At 45.6% G+C, this 18,192-nt stretch carries 16 protein-coding genes; 15 read left to right on the forward strand and 1 reads right to left on the reverse strand.

Annotated features, from left to right (window positions below):
• Positions 1-95 precede the first annotated feature (95 nt).
• The 15 genes from A5295_RS01765 to A5295_RS01835 all read left to right on the forward strand — a co-directional run bounded on the left by A5295_RS01765 (position 96) and on the right by A5295_RS01835 (position 17,280).
• Complete coding sequence (locus tag A5295_RS01765; protein WP_064621551.1) at positions 96-770, forward strand: histidine phosphatase family protein; 675 nt, start codon at positions 96-98, stop codon at positions 768-770.
• A gap of 148 nt (positions 771-918) precedes the next feature.
• Positions 919-1,365, forward strand: coding sequence for a DUF948 domain-containing protein (locus tag A5295_RS01770; RefSeq protein ID WP_004110334.1), 447 nt, complete (start codon positions 919-921; stop codon positions 1,363-1,365).
• A complete protein-coding gene (locus A5295_RS01775; protein WP_064621552.1) occupies positions 1,365-1,610 on the forward strand; it encodes a hypothetical protein in 246 nt (81 codons plus the stop codon). Before A5295_RS01770 ends, A5295_RS01775 begins: the two co-directional genes overlap by 1 nt.
• Positions 1,611-1,816: 206 nt before the next feature.
• Positions 1,817-4,501, forward strand: a complete 2,685-nt coding sequence (alaS, locus tag A5295_RS01780) for an alanine--tRNA ligase (protein ID WP_064621553.1) — start codon at positions 1,817-1,819, stop codon at positions 4,499-4,501.
• A 54-nt stretch (positions 4,502-4,555) separates the two neighbouring features.
• Positions 4,556-5,014 carry a Holliday junction resolvase RuvX gene (gene ruvX / locus A5295_RS01785; RefSeq protein WP_064621554.1) on the forward strand — a complete coding sequence of 153 codons (459 nt, stop codon included), beginning with the start codon at positions 4,556-4,558 and terminating at the stop codon, positions 5,012-5,014.
• Between the two features lie 45 nt (positions 5,015-5,059).
• Positions 5,060-6,250 (forward strand): endolytic transglycosylase MltG, encoded by a 1,191-nt coding sequence (gene mltG, locus A5295_RS01790; RefSeq protein WP_064621555.1) that lies wholly within the window; start codon positions 5,060-5,062, stop codon positions 6,248-6,250.
• 82 nt (positions 6,251-6,332) lie between these two features.
• Positions 6,333-6,839 carry a hypothetical protein gene (locus A5295_RS01795; protein ID WP_064621556.1) on the forward strand — a complete coding sequence of 169 codons (507 nt, stop codon included), beginning with the start codon at positions 6,333-6,335 and terminating at the stop codon, positions 6,837-6,839.
• 49 nt (positions 6,840-6,888) lie between these two features.
• A complete protein-coding gene (gene aroC / locus A5295_RS01800) occupies positions 6,889-8,076 on the forward strand; it encodes a chorismate synthase (RefSeq protein WP_064621557.1) in 1,188 nt (395 codons plus the stop codon).
• Positions 8,073-9,755 (forward strand): bifunctional shikimate kinase/3-dehydroquinate synthase, encoded by a 1,683-nt coding sequence (locus tag A5295_RS01805; protein WP_064621558.1) that lies wholly within the window; start codon positions 8,073-8,075, stop codon positions 9,753-9,755. The genes aroC and A5295_RS01805 overlap by 4 nt, the downstream gene beginning before the upstream one ends.
• A gap of 19 nt (positions 9,756-9,774) precedes the next feature.
• Positions 9,775-10,230 carry a type II 3-dehydroquinate dehydratase gene (aroQ, locus tag A5295_RS01810; RefSeq protein WP_064621559.1) on the forward strand — a complete coding sequence of 152 codons (456 nt, stop codon included), beginning with the start codon at positions 9,775-9,777 and terminating at the stop codon, positions 10,228-10,230.
• 62 nt (positions 10,231-10,292) lie between these two features.
• Positions 10,293-11,975, forward strand: coding sequence for a CTP synthase (locus A5295_RS01815; RefSeq protein WP_012913898.1), 1,683 nt, complete (start codon positions 10,293-10,295; stop codon positions 11,973-11,975).
• 332 nt (positions 11,976-12,307) lie between these two features.
• Positions 12,308-13,846 carry a Fe-S cluster assembly protein SufB gene (gene sufB, locus A5295_RS01820; RefSeq protein WP_049762345.1) on the forward strand — a complete coding sequence of 513 codons (1,539 nt, stop codon included), beginning with the start codon at positions 12,308-12,310 and terminating at the stop codon, positions 13,844-13,846.
• On the forward strand, positions 13,846-15,093 hold the full coding sequence (gene sufD, locus A5295_RS01825; RefSeq protein WP_064621560.1) for a Fe-S cluster assembly protein SufD: 1,248 nt from the start codon (positions 13,846-13,848) through the stop codon (positions 15,091-15,093). The genes sufB and sufD overlap by 1 nt, the downstream gene beginning before the upstream one ends.
• Positions 15,094-15,102: 9 nt before the next feature.
• The gene (sufC, locus tag A5295_RS01830) at positions 15,103-15,879 is read left to right on the forward strand and encodes a Fe-S cluster assembly ATPase SufC (RefSeq protein WP_004110671.1); all 777 of its coding nucleotides are present in this window, start codon (positions 15,103-15,105) and stop codon (positions 15,877-15,879) included.
• A 69-nt stretch (positions 15,880-15,948) separates the two neighbouring features.
• Positions 15,949-17,280, forward strand: a complete 1,332-nt coding sequence (locus tag A5295_RS01835; RefSeq protein ID WP_064621563.1) for a SufS family cysteine desulfurase — start codon at positions 15,949-15,951, stop codon at positions 17,278-17,280.
• Between the two features lie 67 nt (positions 17,281-17,347).
• Here A5295_RS01835 and A5295_RS01840 read toward each other — a convergent pair whose 3' ends face one another.
• Positions 17,348-18,022 carry a DUF3800 domain-containing protein gene (locus A5295_RS01840; protein ID WP_064621561.1) on the reverse strand — a complete coding sequence of 225 codons (675 nt, stop codon included), beginning with the start codon at positions 18,020-18,022 and terminating at the stop codon, positions 17,348-17,350.
• Positions 18,023-18,192: the final 170 nt, after the last annotated feature.

Below are 18,192 nucleotides of genomic sequence, written 5' to 3' on the forward strand. Positions count from 1 at the left end.
CATTCGCGTGGCAGGGGTCAATGCGTTTTTGTCGATTTCATCGGTTTGTTTGGTGTTTTCGACAGTTATGTACCGCGTAGTGCAATAATGGAGTTATGTTGCTGCATCTTTATTTAGTGCGTCACGGTCAGACGCTATTTAATCGCTATAATCGACTGCAAGGCTGGTCAAATTCTCCACTTACTGAAAAAGGTTTGAAAGATGCGGACACGGCCGCAAAAAAGCTAGAAAATATTGCTTTTGCTGCAGCTTATTGTTCGGATACTACTCGTGCGCAAATCACAGCACAACGTATTCTCGATGCAAATGAATCTGCCGGTAACGTGCGCCCGACGCTTGTAAGCGACATGCATTTTCGCGAGCAATGTTACGGCTATTTTGAAGGTCAAGATATGCAAATGGCTTGGTGGGCTGCAGGAGCACCTCACGGAGCTCACACTTATAACGAAATCGTTGAAAAATTTGGGCTTGCAGCCACTCGTGACATGCTTAAAGAAGCGGATCCTTTCCACGATGCCGAGTCAGATATCGAATATTGGACTCGCGTAGAAGACGGTTTTGCGTTAATCGCTTCAAATTCTTTGCTTAACGATGGAGATAATGTTTTGCAAATTTCGCATGGCAACACTTTGCTAAGTCTTATGCACCGTTTTGCGCCTGCAGGTTACGATTTAAGCGAGCGCCCGGCAAACGGAAGCGTAACTAGGCTCGATTTTGACACTACTAAACCTATTGATAACGCTATTACTATCCAAGGCTACAACGAGTAGATTCTACTTTTTAACTTTGTTATATGCGTCGTTACCGTTCGTTAGTCTTAAGTCATTGCGAATGGTTTTAACTGTAGTCTGATTTGCTATTGTATTAGCTTTCAGCGCGGTGAAGTCTTAAGCAAAAATGGTACAGAAAGAGGTTACGATGAGCGTTGGAGACATAGCTGCTCTTATTGCCGCGATTGCGTTTACTGTGCTTTCGGGTTTTTTGATTTATCCGCTAATTAGATTGGGCAAGTTGTTCGATCAGATTGCGAAAACTGTCAAAGAGTCGGGTGAGCATGCGATGCCTGCAATTGACGAGTCTGTGACGACGATTAAGCAAGTTAATAAGACTCTTGACGATGTAAACGCTGTTTCAGGAGCTACGCGCACAACTGTTACGAATATTGGTGCTCTTACTGATTTGTATGGTGCTTTCCTTGGAAAACCGCTCGTAAAAATTGCAGCTGCCGGTTACGCTCTAAAAGATACTGTTTCTTCTTTCTTCAATAAGCCGACTGTGCCAACAGACAAGAATAGTGCCAATAGTAACGCTTCAAAAGAATCCTCTGATAAGAATGCAACTAAGAATGCAAGCAGGGGGGAGTAATGTTCAAGCGTTTATTTTGGATGTTTGTTGGCATTGTAATTGGTGTTCTTACAGTTACGAAGGCTCGTGCATATGTTAAAGCAAAAATGCCGTCTTCTGCTAGTCGTTTTATATTTGATAAGGAACCGAAAAATATCACATTGCGCACAGTAATGGGATTGTTTAAAGATTTCAATACTAGCCGTAAAGAGCATGAAGCTGAGCTTAATTCTCGTTATGCTAATCGTAGAAATAGGGAATTTTAAATAAAAAACGAGTTTTTCATAATTTCGTTACTTTGCTAAGTTTAGTTAAGTTAAGTATTGAAGTACTATATTGAATGTTTGCATGATTGCGTCGTGCGTCATGCGGCACGATTTCGTGTGAGCGTTGCATGTGGCTTTTGTTTGTGACGGTTATTTGTGACAGTTTGCGTGGGTCTTGCTAAAAATTACACAAGGAGTTCGTACGTATGCGCACAGCAGAAATTGCAAAGCGTTATCTTGACTATTTTGCTAAGAATGGTCATATGGTTGTTCCTTCGGCTTCTCTTATTTCGCCGAACCCAACAACATTGTTTACTATTGCCGGCATGGTGCCGTTTATTCCTTACTTGCTTGGTGAGCAGACGCCTCCTTCGCGTCGTATGGCTTCGAATCAGAAGTGCGTTCGCACTCTAGATATTGACGAAGTTGGTAAGACTACTCGTCACGGCACCTTCTTCCAGATGGTTGGTAACTTCTCGTTTGGCGATTATTTTAAAGAGGAAGCTATTCACTACGCTTGGGAGCTTTTGACAACTCCTCAAGATAAGGGCGGCTACGGTTTCGACCCAGAAAAGCTTTGGGTTACTACTTATACTGACGACGATGAAGCCCGCGCAATTTGGAAGAACGAAGGCTTCGACCCAGAGCATATGCAAGTTTTCGGTATGGAAGATAACTTCTGGACTACCGGCGGCCCTGGTCCTGGCGGCCCATGCTCTGAAATCTACGTGGATCGCGGTCCTAAATATGGTCGTGACGGCGGTCCTGCTGCCGACGAATCTCGTTTTATTGAGATTTGGGATTTGGTTTTTGAAAATTACCAGGTAGATAACGTCAAATCTAAGACTGATTTGCATATTGCTGGCGAACTCGATCAAAAGAATATTGATACAGGCGCTGGTTTGGAGCGTTTGGCTTACCTTATGCAAGGCAAGGAAAACATTTACGAAACCGATGAAGTTTACCCAGTTATTGAAGCGGCAGAAAAGCTTAGTGGCGTAAAGTATGGCAGCAACGCTGATGCGGATGTTCGTTTCCGCGTTGTAGCAGATCACGTGCGTTCCGCTTTGATGATTATGAGCGATGGCGTGCGTCCAAGCAATGTTGGCCGCGGATACGTGCTTCGCCGTCTTCTTCGCAGAACTGTTCGCGCAATGCGTATGCTTGGCGTGCAAGATCCAGTTTTGCCAACCTTGTTCCCAGTTTCTAAGTCTGCTATGGAGCCAAGCTATCCGGAGCTTAACGATACTTTCCACGAGGTTAGCGAAGCTGCTTACGGTGAAGAGGATGCTTTCCGTCGCACTCTTGAAAAGGGCACGACTATTCTCGATTTTGCTGTTGAAAAAGCTAAGAAAGAGAAAAGTGACGACCCTATAGTTGGCGGCGCAGACGCGTTTACTTTGCACGATACTTACGGCTTCCCAATTGAGCTTACTCTTGAGATGGCAGCTGAGCAGGGTGTCAAGGTCGACGAAGCTAAGTTCCGCGAGCTTATGAGCGAGCAGAAAGGTCGCGCTCGCGCTGATGCTTTGAAGAAGCGCCACAACGTGGACGTTAGCGTTTACGACGATATTAAGAAGGCTCTTGAAAAGCCAATTGACTTCCTTGGCTACACTGACTTCTCCAGCCGTTCTAACGTTTTGGCAATTGTTGAAGCAGGTAAGGGCTCTGTTAAAAGCGTTAGCGCTCCTGCAAACGTTGAGATTATTCTCGACCGCACGCCATTCTACGCTGAGCGCGGCGGTCAGATTGCTGACCAGGGTGAGATTATTTCCGACGACGGCGCAATTTTGGAAGTTGACGACGTTCAGCGTCCAATCAAGGATTTGATTGTTCACAGCTGCCGTTTGACTGAAGGAACGCTTAACGTTGGCGCTCCTGTAAACACGAATATTGACCAGGTTCGCAGGGCTGCTTTGGCACGTTCTCACACCGCTACTCATACTCTTCACAAGGCTTTGCGAGAAGAGCTTGGTCCTCAGGCAACTCAGCGCGGTTCCGTGGTTGATCCAGACCGCTTGCGCTTCGACTTCCAGTGGCCAAAGGCTGTTGATAAGGATGCGCTTTCTCGCGTTGAAGCTCGCGTAAACGAGCGTATTCGCGACGATTTGCAGGTTGTTCCTAAGGAAATGCCAATCGACGATGCTTTTAAGCTTGGAGCAATGCACTTGTTCGGCGAAAAGTACGGCGATGTTGTGCGCGTGGTTGAAATCGGCGACGGTTGGAGCCGCGAGCTTTGCGGTGGCACTCACGCTAAGAGCACCGGAAAGATTGGTATGGTTACAATTCTTTCCGAGTCTTCTATTGGCTCTGGCGTTCGCCGTATTGACGCTCTTTGCGGCGAGGCAGCGTACGAGTATGGCGCCCGCGAGCACACTTTGGTTGCGCAATTAGCAGACATGGTTAATGCTCGCCCAGACGAGTTAGCTGAACGTTTGGAATCTTTGCTTAACAAGATGAAGGATTCTGATCGTAAGCTTGCTTCTGTTTACGAAGCTCAATTAAATGAAGCTGTACCAACATTAGTTGATGAAGCAAAGAATAGTAACGAAAAAGTTAAGTTGGCTCTTAAGAATGTTGGCAACTTTGGCTCATTCGATGCTTTGCGCAAGACAGTCCTAGATATTCGTGCTCGTTTAGGTGAAGATGCTCCAGTGGTTGTTGCACTTGCTGGTGTTAATGAAGACGATCGACCAATGATTGCAGTAGCTACAAACGAAGCTGCTCGCGGTCTTGGCGCTAAGGCTGGCGACTTGGTTCGTACTGCTTCCAAGGTGCTTGGTGGCGGCGGTGGCGGCAAGCCAGACTTCGCTCAGGGCGGTGGTACAGATGCTTCTAAGCTTGATGAAGCTCTCGAAGCTGCGAAATCAGAAGTAGCTAAGCTCGCCTAGTGCGTGTTTTACAGCTTAAAAATTTACGAATCTATACCAAAAGCAACACGAAATATGGTGTGGTTAGGTATTGATTTAGGTGACGCAAGGGTCGGACTTGCACTTTCCGACCCTGGTCTCACCTTTGCACATCCTATTGGTAATGTGCAAGTGTTTGGAGATTCCTTCCATGCTATAGATGAAGTGCTTGAAGTTATTGAAGATAACAATGTAGAAAAAGTTGTTATAGGCTTGCCTTTGCAACTCGATGGCACTGAAGGAAAATCTGCTAAAAAAGCTCTGCGCTGGGGGAAGAATCTAATAAAACGCATGCAAATATTGCATGACGAAAAAGATTGGACGTTGGATTATATGCCAGAAGTAGTTTGGAAAGATGAGCGTCTGACAACAGTAAGTGCTCATCGTCAGCTTTTGCAAGCGGATCTTTCTACTAAAAAGCATCGTCCAATGGTAGATCAGCAGTCGGCAGTGTTGATTTTGCAGTCTGCGCTTGACGCAAATAATGCAGAGTAGTTTTGAAAATCGAGTAAAAGCAGAAATAGCGAAGAGGAGAATAGCGTGTCTGACAATTTTGATGAATTTTTTGACAAACATGCAAAGTGGACTGAGCATGATGGCGAGCTGTCGTCAGAATCATCTAATTCTTCTAAATACAAGTCTTCGACTGTTAGCTCCAGAAAACGTGCTAAAGCTCGTCTTGAAGCAAAAAAACGCAGGCGTAGAGCAAAAGTCGTTTTATCTATTCTGCTCGTATTCGTATTAGCTGTTGTTGGATATTTTGGATACAGTGCGGTTCGCGCGTGGAAATTATCTCAAAATAGCGAGTCGGTTGCAGACTGGCCAGGTCCAGGCTTTGGAACGGTTGAGTTTACTATTGACACCGGCGAGGGTGCTATTAGCGTTGCCAACAAATTAGTTAAGGCAAATGTTGTTAAATCGCAAGCTGCATTCACTTCAGCTGTTTCTGCAAATAATAAAATTTTGTATCCTGGCGTTTACTCACTGAAAAAACATATGGCTGCTATTGATGTAGTTGATATTCTTTCAGATCAAACAAAAGCAGGCGGATTCCTTGAAGTTCGTGCAGGGGATCACGCAGCAGACGTTTTGCAAAAAGCTTCAACATTATCTGGAATAAGTTTAGATAAATTCAAGGCTGCGTTAGCTGATGGTGCTGCAGGAATTCTGCCTGCTGAAGCAAACGGTAGTGTTGAAGGCTGGCTAGAGCCTGGAGTTTATAACGTAAAAGCTATGAAAAGTGCGGATGCTATTCTTTCCGCAATGGTAAAAAAGCGTATTGAAAAACTTGATTCTCTTGGAATTCCTAAAGGTAAAGATAGAGAAAAAGCCTTAATTATGGCGTCTATTGCCGAAGCTGAAGTGAATAATCGCGAATATTATGGCAAAGTTATTCGCGTAATACTGAACCGTTTGGCAAAAGATATGTCGTTAGGAATGGATTCTACTGTTGGTTACGGCGCAGGAGTAAAACCTATTAAACTCACGCAAGCAATGCTTGACGATGCAAATAATCCGTATAATACACGTATTCATAAGGGTTTGACCCCTACGCCTATTGGCATTGCTGGCGACAGCGCGTTGCTTGCAACCATTAAGCCTCAAGATGGTCCATGGCTTTACTTCGTCACCACGAATTTGAAAACTGGTGAAACGAAGTTTGCGGATAACAAAGACGACTTTTTGAAATTCCGCGACGAGTACAAGCGCAACAATCCTGAAGGCAACTAAACTGTTAAATAAAAATATAGCTTTTAACCACATATATGTTTTGAGGTTGTAACAGTTTCGCAAGTTTTCGTAATCTGCTTTAATGAAGCAATTAATTATTACGATACTATCGGTGCTGCCAACGCTCACATGTTTAATTTCAGTTTGCGCAACAGACATAAAAAGTCGCGTAGTGCCAAGACTTTGGGTTGTTATTGCAGGAATTTTTCAATCTTTTGCGAATCTCATATATTCGATTATTTTGTTTAGAAATATTAGCGTGCTTATTTTCGGCTGGATTTCTTGCGTAATTATTTTTGCAATTTACTGGAGTATACGAAAAATTTCCGCAAAAAATGCTATTGGTTTCGGAGATGTTACGAGCGCGTCAATGATTGCGCAAGCCTTGGTATTATTCGGCTTTTACTGCTTAATTTACTGGTTCGCTTTAGTTGGAGCAGTTGGCTTACTTTGGCTTTTGCTATGGAAAATTTACTGCAAAATCTGCTCGCCAATCAACGCATCAATACCATTCGTACCAGTAGAAGCAATATCTGCAATACTCGCAGCATTGCTGTCAATAACAACCTGCTCAATACTTGGTAGTTAGTAGAGTAAAGTATTTAGACGCGTAAATTACTTGAGAATGGAGAAATGGCATGCTTAGATGGCAAACGGCAGGGGAGTCGCACGGTGAAGCATTAGTAGCCATGATTGAAGGTTTGCCGGCTGGCGTGCGCATTACTAGCAATGATGTAGTTTCGGCACTTGCTCGCCGTCGCCTTGGTTATGGTCGTGGCGCGCGTATGAAGTTTGAGCAAGACAAAGTGCGTCTTTTAACTGGAGTTCGCCACGGCGTAACGCTTGGTTCTCCGATTGCTGTAGAAATCGCGAATACAGAGTGGCCAAAGTGGACCGAAGTAATGAGTGCAGATCCTTTGGATCACGAGGTTGAGCAAGTTGGCAGAAATGCTCCTTTGAGCCGCCCTCGTCCAGGGCATGCGGATTTAACTGGTATGCGCAAGTATGGTTTTAATGATGCTCGCGAAGTTTTAGAGCGTTCGAGTGCTAGGGAAACAGCTTCGCGCGTTGCTTTGGGTGCTATTGCTGATGCGTTTTTACAGCAAGCTTTAGGCGTGCGCACAGTTGCGCATGTTATCGGCATCGGCGGCGAATACACTAACAAAAGTTTAGCTTTACCAACACCAGATGATGTTGCTGCTTTGGATGCTTCTCCAGTTCGCACTCTCGACAAAGATGCGCAAGCGCGAATGATGGCTCGCATCGACGAAGCAAAAGCAAATGCAGATACGCTCGGTGGAGTAGTGGAAGTGCTTGCTTATGGCATGCCTGCAGGAGTTGGCACATACGTTGAGTCGGATCGTCGCTTGGATGCGGCTCTCGCGAGCGCGATTATGGGAATTCAGGCTATTAAAGGCGTGGAAATTGGCGACGGTTTTGCAGAAGCAGATTGCCCCGGATCGGCCGCGCACGACGAAATGGTAACAGACGAAAACGGGAAAATTAAGCGTCTTACTAATCGAGCTGGAGGAATTGAAGGCGGAATGTCGAACGGCGAAATTATTCGCGTGCGCGCTGCGATGAAGCCAATTCCGTCTATTCCACGCGCTTTGCGCACAGTGGATGTGCTTACTGGTGAAGCTGCTCAAGCTATTAATCAGCGCTCCGATTTCACTGCTGTGCCAGCTGCTTCTGTAGTTGCAGAAGCAATGGTAAGGCTTACTTTAGCGAAGTATGCTTTGGAAAAATTCGGCGGAGATTCTTTGCAAGAAACGCGCCGAAATGTGGAGTCTTACGTAGCTTCCTGGCCGGAGAATATGAAATGAGCAACACTAAACTTCCGCTAGCTGTTATTATTGGCATGCCTGCTGCTGGAAAAACGCGCGTTGGCCGCGAAGTTGCGCATCTTATGAATCTGCCTTTTTATGATACAGATGACATGATCGAGTGCGATATTGATATGTCAATACCGCAATATTTCGAGGAATATGGCCAGGATGCTTTTCGTAAAATAGAAGCTCGCATAGTGCGAGAGGCAATTTTGGGAGATACACCTATAGAAGATTCTACAAAAGGAATAGTTTCGCTTGGTGGCGGTGCGCCTATGCGTGAAGAAACTCAAAAAGTTTTGCGTGAGTATATGCGCTGTGGCGGTCGCGTTGTGTATTTGCAAGCCAATGCTAAAGAGGCTATTGAGCGCGCAAGCTGGAATAATAATCGTCCTATGTTTTCTGGAGAAGACGCGCAAAAGCGTTGGATGGAATTATTTGAGCAGAGAGACCCTGTTTTTAGAGCGGTATCGAATATCCACATGCAAACAAAAGGTTCGACTCCGTATATGGCTGCAGAAAAATTAAGGAGCATGATTATGCAACGTATTGTGCACGTAACAGGTGAAGGAATTGAACCATACGATGTGCGAATTGGCGACGGTGCAATGCAACTTCTGCCGCAAATGCTTGGAACTAAGCCAGTTAAAGTGGCGTTAGTTCACACGCAACCTGTTCAGCGTCATAGCGACAAAGCTCGAACTATTTTGCGCCAATCTGGTTACGAAGTTTTCGACATGTTAATTCCGGATGCAGAAGCTGGAAAAACTATTAAAGTTGCAAGTGGATTGTGGGCTAACCTGGCAGAAGCTGGTTTTACTCGTTCGGATGCAATTGTTGGTTTAGGCGGAGGAGCAGCAACGGATGTCGCTGGATTTGTTGCTGCAACTTGGATGCGTGGAATTCGCTATGTAAACTGCCCTACTTCGCTTCTTGCGATGGTTGACGCGTCTACGGGCGGTAAAACTGGTATTAATACGGATGCTGGAAAGAATCTAGTCGGCAGCTTTTACACTCCAGCTGGCGTTTTAGCAGATACTTCTACGCTTGCAACTCTTCCAAACGATATTCTTATTGAAGGCTTGGGCGAGGTTGCAAAATCTGGTTTTATTCGCGACGGCGAAATTTTGAAGATTCTTAGCGATGCCAATAACGCAAGGCTTTTGCGTGAATTTAATGGGGATGATTTAGAAAATAATAACGAACTTCATGAACTGCTCGTGGAGCTTATTGAACGCACAGTTAAAGTAAAGGCGTATCACGTATCGAGCGATTTAAAAGAGCAGGGTTTGCGCGAGTTTTTGAACTACGGGCATACGCTTGGTCACGCTATTGAGCAGATTGAGCACTTCCGTTGGCGTCATGGAAACGCTGTAGCTGTTGGCATGGTTTTTGCGGCGGAGCTTGCGCAAATTTTAGGATATTTGGATGCGGGAGACGTTGCGTATCATCGTTCGCTTTTGGATTCGCTTGGATTGCCAACTTCGTGGCAGTGTGCCAAAGATGCGGATGCTGCTTTTGAGTGTGTGCTTAACCTTATGCATCGCGACAAAAAAGCGCGCGGCAACATGCTACGTTTCGTAATTTTGGATGGTATTTCTAATCCTATGCATTTAGACAATCCGCCTATTGAAGCTGTTCGTGAAGCTTTTGAGCGCGTTTATAAGCAAAAATAATTAATCTTGCGAGGTAAAAATGGAAAATCAGCATACAAAAAAAGTGCTTGTTGTAAACGGACCGAATTTGGGTCGTTTAGGCGTGCGTCAGCCGGACGTGTACGGTAGTGAGAACTTTGAAACTTTGCGCGAGAAATGCGAAAAGTGGGGTGCGGAACTTGGGTTTGAAGTAGAAGTGCGCCAAAGTGACGACGAAGCGCAAATGGTTCACTGGATGCACGAAGCTGCAGATACTCATACGCCTGTTGTTATGAATCCTGCCGCTTTCACACACTACAGTTACGCGCTCGCGGACGCTGTTCACATGGTTTTGGATGCTGGAGTTCCGCTCATGGAAGTGCATATTTCTAATCCTGCTGCGCGCGATGCTTTTCGTAAAATTAGTGTAATTAGTCCTGTTGCAACCGGCACTATTACAGGCATGGGATTATACGGCTATAAGCTCGCTTTGGAAGCTGTTGCGCATCTTGTTTGATTTTGTTCGATTTTTTGCGAATCAACACCCAGCGTCGAGGCTCGAAGATACCATGGAGTTCCATGGTTAGAAGACAACATGGTAACTCTCAGGAGCATATTACAAAGCATATTTTTGTCACAGGTGGCGTAGTTTCGTCCCTCGGAAAAGGCCTTACAGCATCATCTTTAGGTCGACTTTTACGCAGTCGCGGATTGCATGTATTACAACAAAAACTCGACCCTTATATCAATGTTGACCCGGGTACAATGAACCCATTCCAGCATGGCGAAGTCTATGTTACGGAAGATGGTGCAGAAACAGATCTCGATATTGGTCATTACGAGCGATTCCTCGATGTTTTCTTAAGTCAGAAAGCGAATGTAACTACAGGTCAGATTTATCAATCTGTGCTTCGTAAGGAGCGCGCTGGCGAATATTTGGGTCAGTGCGTGCAAGTTATTCCGCATATTACTGGCGAGATTAAGTCGCGTATGCGCGCGCAAGCTTCCGACGATGTAGACGTGATTATTACGGAAATCGGCGGCACAGTTGGCGATATTGAATCCCAGCCATTCTTGGAGGCTGCTCGCGAAGTTCGTCGCGATTTAGGTCCTGAAAACTGCATGTTTGTGCACGTTTCTTTGGTACCTTATATTGCTGCAGCGCACGAGTTGAAGACTAAGCCAACTCAGCATTCTGTGATGATGCTGCGTCAGCTTGGTATTTCTCCAGACGCGCTTGTTTTGCGCTCCGATCGTCCGCTTAATCAGGCTATTAAAGACAAGATTTCGCTTATGTGTGATGTCGATGCTGAAGGCGTTGTGAACTGCGTTGACGCTCCAAGCATTTACGATGTGCCGAAGATTTTGTTCAACGAGGGCTTGGACGCTTACGTTGTTCGCGAGCTTGAGCTTCCATTCCACGATGTTGATTGGAACGAGTGGGAAGATTTGCTTGAGCGCGTGCATCATCCAAAGCATGAGCTAAACATTGCAATCGTTGGAAAGTATATTGATTTGCCGGATGCTTACCTTTCTGTTACCGAGGCTATTAAAGCTGGCGGTTTTGCAAACTGGGCTAAGGTGAATGTGCGCTGGGTTGCTGCCGACAAGTGCGAAACTCAAGAAGGTGCAGCTGCGGCTCTTGACCAAATGGACGGCATGGTTATTCCAGGCGGCTTCGGCATTCGCGGTATTGAAGGTAAGATTGGCGCACTTCGTTACGCTCGCGAGCATGGTTTGCCAACGCTTGGTCTTTGCCTTGGCTTGCAATCTATGGTTATTGAGTACGCTCGTCACGTGCTTGGGCTTGAGGATGCTAATTCCACTGAGTTCGAGAAGGATTGTGGCGATCCAGTAATTGCGACTATGGAAGAGCAGAAGGATATCGTGGCTGGTAAGGGAGATATGGGTCACACAATGCGACTTGGCTCTTACCCTGCAATGCTTGAAGAAGGTTCTATTGTTGCTGAGCTTTACGGCACTACGCATGTTACTGAGCGTCATCGTCACCGTTACGAAGTGAACGTGGCATATAAGGATCGTTTGCGCGAAGCTGGCTTGCGTATTAGCGGCCAAAGCCCAGATGGTAATTTGACTGAGTTTGTGGAGCTTCCAAAGGAAGCTCACCCATTCTACGTAGCAACTCAAGCTCATCCAGAGTTTAAGTCTCGTCCAACTAAGCCTCATCCACTGTTTGCTGGATTGGTTGCGGCAGCACTGGAACATCAGGAAGCTGCTGCTAGTAGTAAGGCTGATAAGTAAGGCTTAAGTAAGAATTAAGTAAATAGAAATAAGCGGTAAGACTGGGTTTTCCTAAGTTTTGCCGCTTTTTCATTCGCAACCGATCTTTTCTTTACACGCGCGTAAAGTTTCTGCCGTTTTTGTTTTATTAGATTGTGATAAACATTACGTTTTGCGCGTAACACGGCTATACCAAGAAATCGCATTACGAGGTAACCTTAGATAGGTGATAATTGAGTGGGGAGAGTGCAAAAGTAGCGCTTGGGGAGCAGCTTTTGCCAATTGATACGTACCGCGCGCAGGTGTGCGTTAAGTATGGAGGTGTTACAGGCTTTATGAGCGATACTGGCAATATGAATGATACTGGCGTTACTGGCGATACAAGCGTTGCAGCAAGCGATGGTAATCTAGCAAAAAATAAAGCTGCAGACGTTGAAATGAGCCAGTATGTGGCAGATCGCGCTCGCGTAAACGAAGAGAAAATCCGCCAAGATGAGCAAATTGTTGCTGAATTTGGTGATTACAATTACGGCTGGCACGATTCGGACGCTGCAGGCGAGGCTGCAAAAAAGGGTATTGACGAGTCGGTTGTTCGCGCAATTTCTGCCGATAAAAACGAGCCGGAGTGGATGCTAGATCTTCGCTTGCAAGGCTACCGCGCGTTTTTGCAAAAGCCAATGCCGGATTGGGGCGTGGATTTAAGCGGTTTTGACGCTGACGATTTTAAATACTACGTGCGCCCGGTTCACGATCAAGCAAAAACTTGGGACGATTTGCCGGAAGATATTCGCAAAACTTACGATCGCTTAGGCATTCCGGAAGCGGAGAAAAAGCGCTTAGTTTCAGGCGTTGCAGCACAGTACGAGTCGGAAGTTATTTACAATTCGATTCGCGAAGACTTGGCAGCTCAAGGCGTGATTTTTGTTGACACGGATACGGCAGTGCAAAAGTATCCGGAGCTTGTAAAAAAGTATTTCGCAACCGTGATCCCTGTTGACGACAACAAGTTTGCGGCTCTTAACACCGCGGCTTGGAGTGGCGGCTCGTTCGTGTATGTTCCAAAAGGCGTGCACGTGGATATTCCGCTTCAAGCTTACTTTAGAATTAATACGCCGAACATGGGTCAGTTTGAGCGAACGCTTATTATTGCGGACGAAGGCTCTTATGTGCATTACGTTGAAGGTTGCACGGCTCCAATTTATTCCACGGATTCGCTTCACGCTGCAAACGTTGAAATTGTTGTGGAAAAGCATGCGCGTGTGCGTTACACAACAGTGCAAAACTGGTCAAATAACGTGTATAACTTGGTAACTCAGCGAGCTTACGTGCGCGAGGGCGGCACAATGGAGTGGGTTGACGGAAACATCGGTTCCAAAGCTACTATGAAGTATCCTGCTTGTATTCTTGCCGAGCCTTACGCAAAAGCGGAGACTATGTCTTTGAGTTTTGCTGGCCGCGGACAATATCAAGATACTGGTGCGAAGATGATTCATTTAGCTCCTCACACGAGTTCTACGATTGTTGCTAAGTCGATTTCGCGCGGCGGCGGACGTTCAGCTTACCGCGGTCTTGTGAAGATTATTAAGGGTGCGAAGGGCTCTAGTTCGTCTGTTGTGTGCGATGCTTTGCTTGTTGACGATTTTTCCAGGTCCGATACTTATCCGCATGTTGACGTGCGCGAAGATGACGTTTCGATGGCTCACGAGGCCACTGTTTCCAAGGTTTCGGAGGATCAGCTTTTCTATTTGATGAGTCGAGGGCTTGAAGAAAAAGAGGCTATGGGCATGATTGTTCGCGGCTTCGTGGAGCCGATTAGCCGCGAGCTGCCAATGGAGTACGCGCTTGAGTTGAATCGCTTAGTTGAGTTGCAAATGGAAGGATCCGTGGGCTGATGAGCGAAGATTTAAAAGAGAATTTAGGCAATAAAATGACGGAAAAAGAAATTACTATTCCTATAGCAGACCCTAATGATCCGTATGCGGTTCCTGCAGCAATGCCTTCTAGCGCAGATAAATCCGTGCGCTCGTTTAATGTGGAAGATTTTGCGATTCCAACTAGAAAGCAGGAAGATTGGCGATATACTCCAGTTGAGCGAATTTCCGAGTTTTTCGAGCGTTTTGAACCATCTAATAGTATTCAAGTAACTCTTGAAGGTGTTGGTGGAGCTGCATTGGATGATTCTTACGTTGGTAGCGACGGTTCCGTAAGTTTGCAAGTAAAGCCGAAAAACGAGGCTCCTCATACCGATATGAAGCCGTCTGATCGCGTAGCTGCAGTCGCGTGGAATACAGCGAAATCTGCATACGTGCTTCACGTATCTGGCGAAATCAAAAAGCCAATCGTACTGAAAATTCAGGGTGATAATGTTAATACGCTTGACGCATTGCACTTAGTAATCGAAGCGGATTCTCGCTCGAATGCTGACATTATTATCGAACATACCGGCTGCGCAAAACTTGCTGAAGGTGTGGAAATCATCCTCGGAAAGCACGCGCACGTTTCTACTACCTTTATTCAAGAGTGGGATTCGGGCAGTAAACACGTTGGAAATCAGCGTATTCACGTTGGTGAGGGAGCTTCGCTTCGCCACACGATGGTCACTCTTGGCGGAGATGTTGTGCGCATTCGCATGGATCAGGATTTTGGCGGCGAACAGGGTGATTTGAACATGCTCGGCATGTATTTTGTGGATCCAGGCGAGCATGTTGAGCACCGCACAATGGTTGTGCACAATTATCCGGAATGCAAGTCCAGAGTAGTGTACAAGGGTGCCTTGGAAGGGAAGGGAGCGCATTCAACTTGGGTTGGAAACGCGCTTATTAAGCCGGAAGCTCCTGGCACAGATTCGTACGAGTTGAACCGTAATTTGGTGCTCACTCCTGGCGCAATCGCCGATTCTGAGCCAAATTTGGAAATTGAAAACGGCAATATTATTGGCGCGGGTCATGCAAGTTCAGTTGGACGATTTGACGACGAAGAGCTTTTCTACCTGCAGTCTCGCGGAGTTAGTGAGGTTGAAGCCAGAAAGCTTGTTGTGCGTGGATTCTTTAACGAGCTTATTGAAGAAATTGGCGTTCCGGAAATTGTTGATCACTTAATGAAGGCGATTGAGCGCCGTCTTGCAAGAACGGAAGAATAGGAGAAAAACATGTCAACTTTGGAAATTAAGGATTTGTACGCTTCTGTAGAAACAAAAGAAGGTCGCAAGCAAATCTTAAAAGGCGTAAATCTTACAGTTAATTCTGGCGAAACTCACGCAATTATGGGTCCTAACGGATCTGGAAAGTCTACTCTTGCTTACACTTTGGCAGGTCACCCGAAGTATGAAGTCGATTCCGGCCAGGTGCTTTTAGACGGCGAAGATATTTTGAAAATGACTCCTGACGAGCGCGCGAAAGCGGGATTGTTCCTCGCAATGCAATACCCAGTAGAAGTACCGGGCGTGTCTATGACGAACTTCCTTCGCACTGCAAAAACAGAAGTCGAAGGCAAAGCTCCATCTTTAAGAAGCTGGGTGAAAGAACTTAGCGAGGCTATGAAAAAGCTTCGAATGGATCCAAAATTTGCGTCTCGTTCCGTAAACGAAGGCTTCTCTGGCGGCGAAAAGAAGCGCGCGGAAGTTTTGCAACTAGAGCTTTTGAAGCCAAAGTTTGCAATTTTGGACGAAACTGATTCTGGCTTGGATGTTGACGCTCTTCGAATCGTGTCGGAAGGCGTGAATCGCGCCAAAGAGAACACCGGTTTGGGCATTATGATGGTTACACATTACACGCGAATCCTCAAGTATATTAAGCCGGATATTGTGCACGTTTTTGCGCAAGGTCACTTTGTAAAGACGGCAGGACCGGAGCTTGCGGACGAGCTGGAAGAAGAAGGCTACGACAAGTATTTGCCGGAAGGTGCAACAGAGTCGGCGCTGGCTTAAGCGCGGTTCATAAAATAATAGTTTTAACTAACGGCTTAGAATATGACTACAGTGACTGAAGAAAATATTATGCGAGAATTTAGCGATTTGCGCTCGCAGTTTCCGATTTTAAGTCGCACAGTTCATGGCACTTCGCTTCACGATACTGTGCACGGAAAACCCTTGATTTACTTGGATTCTGCAGCTACTTCGCAAAAGCCGCAAGTTGTAATCGATGCCGAAAAAGAGTTTTACGAAACAATTAACGCTGGTGTGCACAGGGGAGCGCATGAGTTGGCGGCGCTTTCCACGGTTGCGTTCGAAGAAGCGCGTGCGAAAGTTGCGCGTCTCGTTGGAGCTTGCGCGGACGCTGGCAGCGAGGAAATTATTGTTACTCCGGGCGCGACCGGCGCGCTTAATCTTCTCGCAACTGCTATTGGTAACGCTAGTGCGAAGGCGAGAATTTGCAAAAAAGACAGCGATGATTCTGCTGATTTCCGCCAAAATTTTGTGCTTCGAGAAGGCGATGTAATAGTCGTATCTCGCGCAGATCATCACTCTGTTTTGCTACCATTTCAAGAGCTGGCTCTTCGCACTGGAGCGGAGCTTCGTTGGATTGACGTAACAGAGGACGGCCGCGTGCGCACGGACGCGGATTATTTGCGAACAATTATTGACGAGCGCACGAAAATCGTTGCAGTTACGCATATTAGCAACGTTACTGGCGCGATTACGGATGTTTCGTCGATTTGCAAGCGCGCTCACGAAGTTGGTGCGATTTTTGTGCTCGACGCATGCCAGTCAGTGCCTCATATTCCGGTTGATTTTCACGCTTTAAACGTTGATTTTGCGGCATTTAGTGCGCATAAAATGTATGGACCTACGGGAGTTGGATTCTTGTATGGTCGCCGCGAGCTTTTGAACGCGCTTCCACCTGCCAATTTTGGCGGCTCAATGGTAGAGCTTGCGTGGCTTAACAAGCCGGCGCAATACATGGATGCGCCTTACCGTTTTGAGGCTGGAACTCAGCCGGTTGCGCAAATGGTTGCGGCTGGCGTTGCAGCGGATTGGTTGCGCGCGGTGGGCATGAATAAAGTTGCAGAGCATGAGCGGGAAATTGCTGCAGAATTGCTAAAATTGCAAGACGTTCCGAGAGTTCGCGTTTTGGGTCCAACTGATTTGAGTCAGCGAATTGGCACAGTTGCTTTTGAAGTTGAAGGTGTGCATCCGCACGATGTTGGACAGTTTTTGGACGCGCAGGGCATTGCGATTCGCGTCGGACACCATTGTGCTCAGCCGATTCACCGTCATTTTGGCGTGTATGCTTCGAATCGCGCTTCTGTTGGCGTTTACAACACAGTTGACGAGGCTCGCGCGTTTGTTGAAGCAGTCTCACACGTTTGCGCCTACTTTGGCGCATAATATTGTTAGCAAGCAAGTTGGATAGTTAGCAAGTTAGTTAAGAAGGTTAGCAGTTAGCGAGCATTGATTATCCAATAACCTTATGCCTTGTTTCTTTTAATATGCCTTTTTTAAAGTCAGACCACGAACCGAAAAATTTTTCGTCTGTCTTTGTTATGCGTTTATTTTCGTATTTGAGTTTTGTAAGTTCTATCATACAAATGTAATCTGCTATTTGTGCTAGCCGATACTGTGATTGTTTTGCGTATCTGTATATGGTTGCATTTTTTGACAAACTATATTCCATTGCTTTGTGTATTGCATTAACTATTGATTGTTGACCATTGTCATAGTATATTTTTACTTTTTCATATTGTTGCATATATGCCATATTGTCGAATAAAAAATTAATTAAATCTTTGCGCATTGCAGCAGACAATTGACTTGTTGATTCGTATTTTCTGTTTGTGTATACAAAAGTATGGTAACAAATATCAACATGTCTGAAGAATGTTCTAAACGACTGCAATAATTTTTTTCTTATAACCATATCCAAACATTTATAATTATCTTTTTTGTTCATAAGAGGTGAAGCATGAAAGGGTATATTAGGAAGGTGTTTTTGCTTAAGTGAGTTTTCGTAAAGTTTTATCGAATAATCTAAATTATTTGATTGGTCATGAAGTACGATAGTTAGTATGTAATAATAGTCCGATAAGTTATCGCTGCCTGATTCATCTATGAATATGCTAAGTTCTCTCATGCTTTCCCCAACTTTTTGACTTATAACCCAACTACACTGATAAGTAAGTAAAATAAAAGCCGGGGAAAACGTCCCCGGCACTTGGAAGCCTTTACAAAAGACCTCTTACAATTGTATCACATATACGACACTATTAAATACTTATTTTCTTGCGGCTATTACTACGATTG

The organism is Gardnerella sp. 26-12 (genome assembly GCF_001660745.1).
GTDB lineage: Bacteria > Actinomycetota > Actinomycetes > Actinomycetales > Bifidobacteriaceae > Bifidobacterium > Bifidobacterium swidsinskii.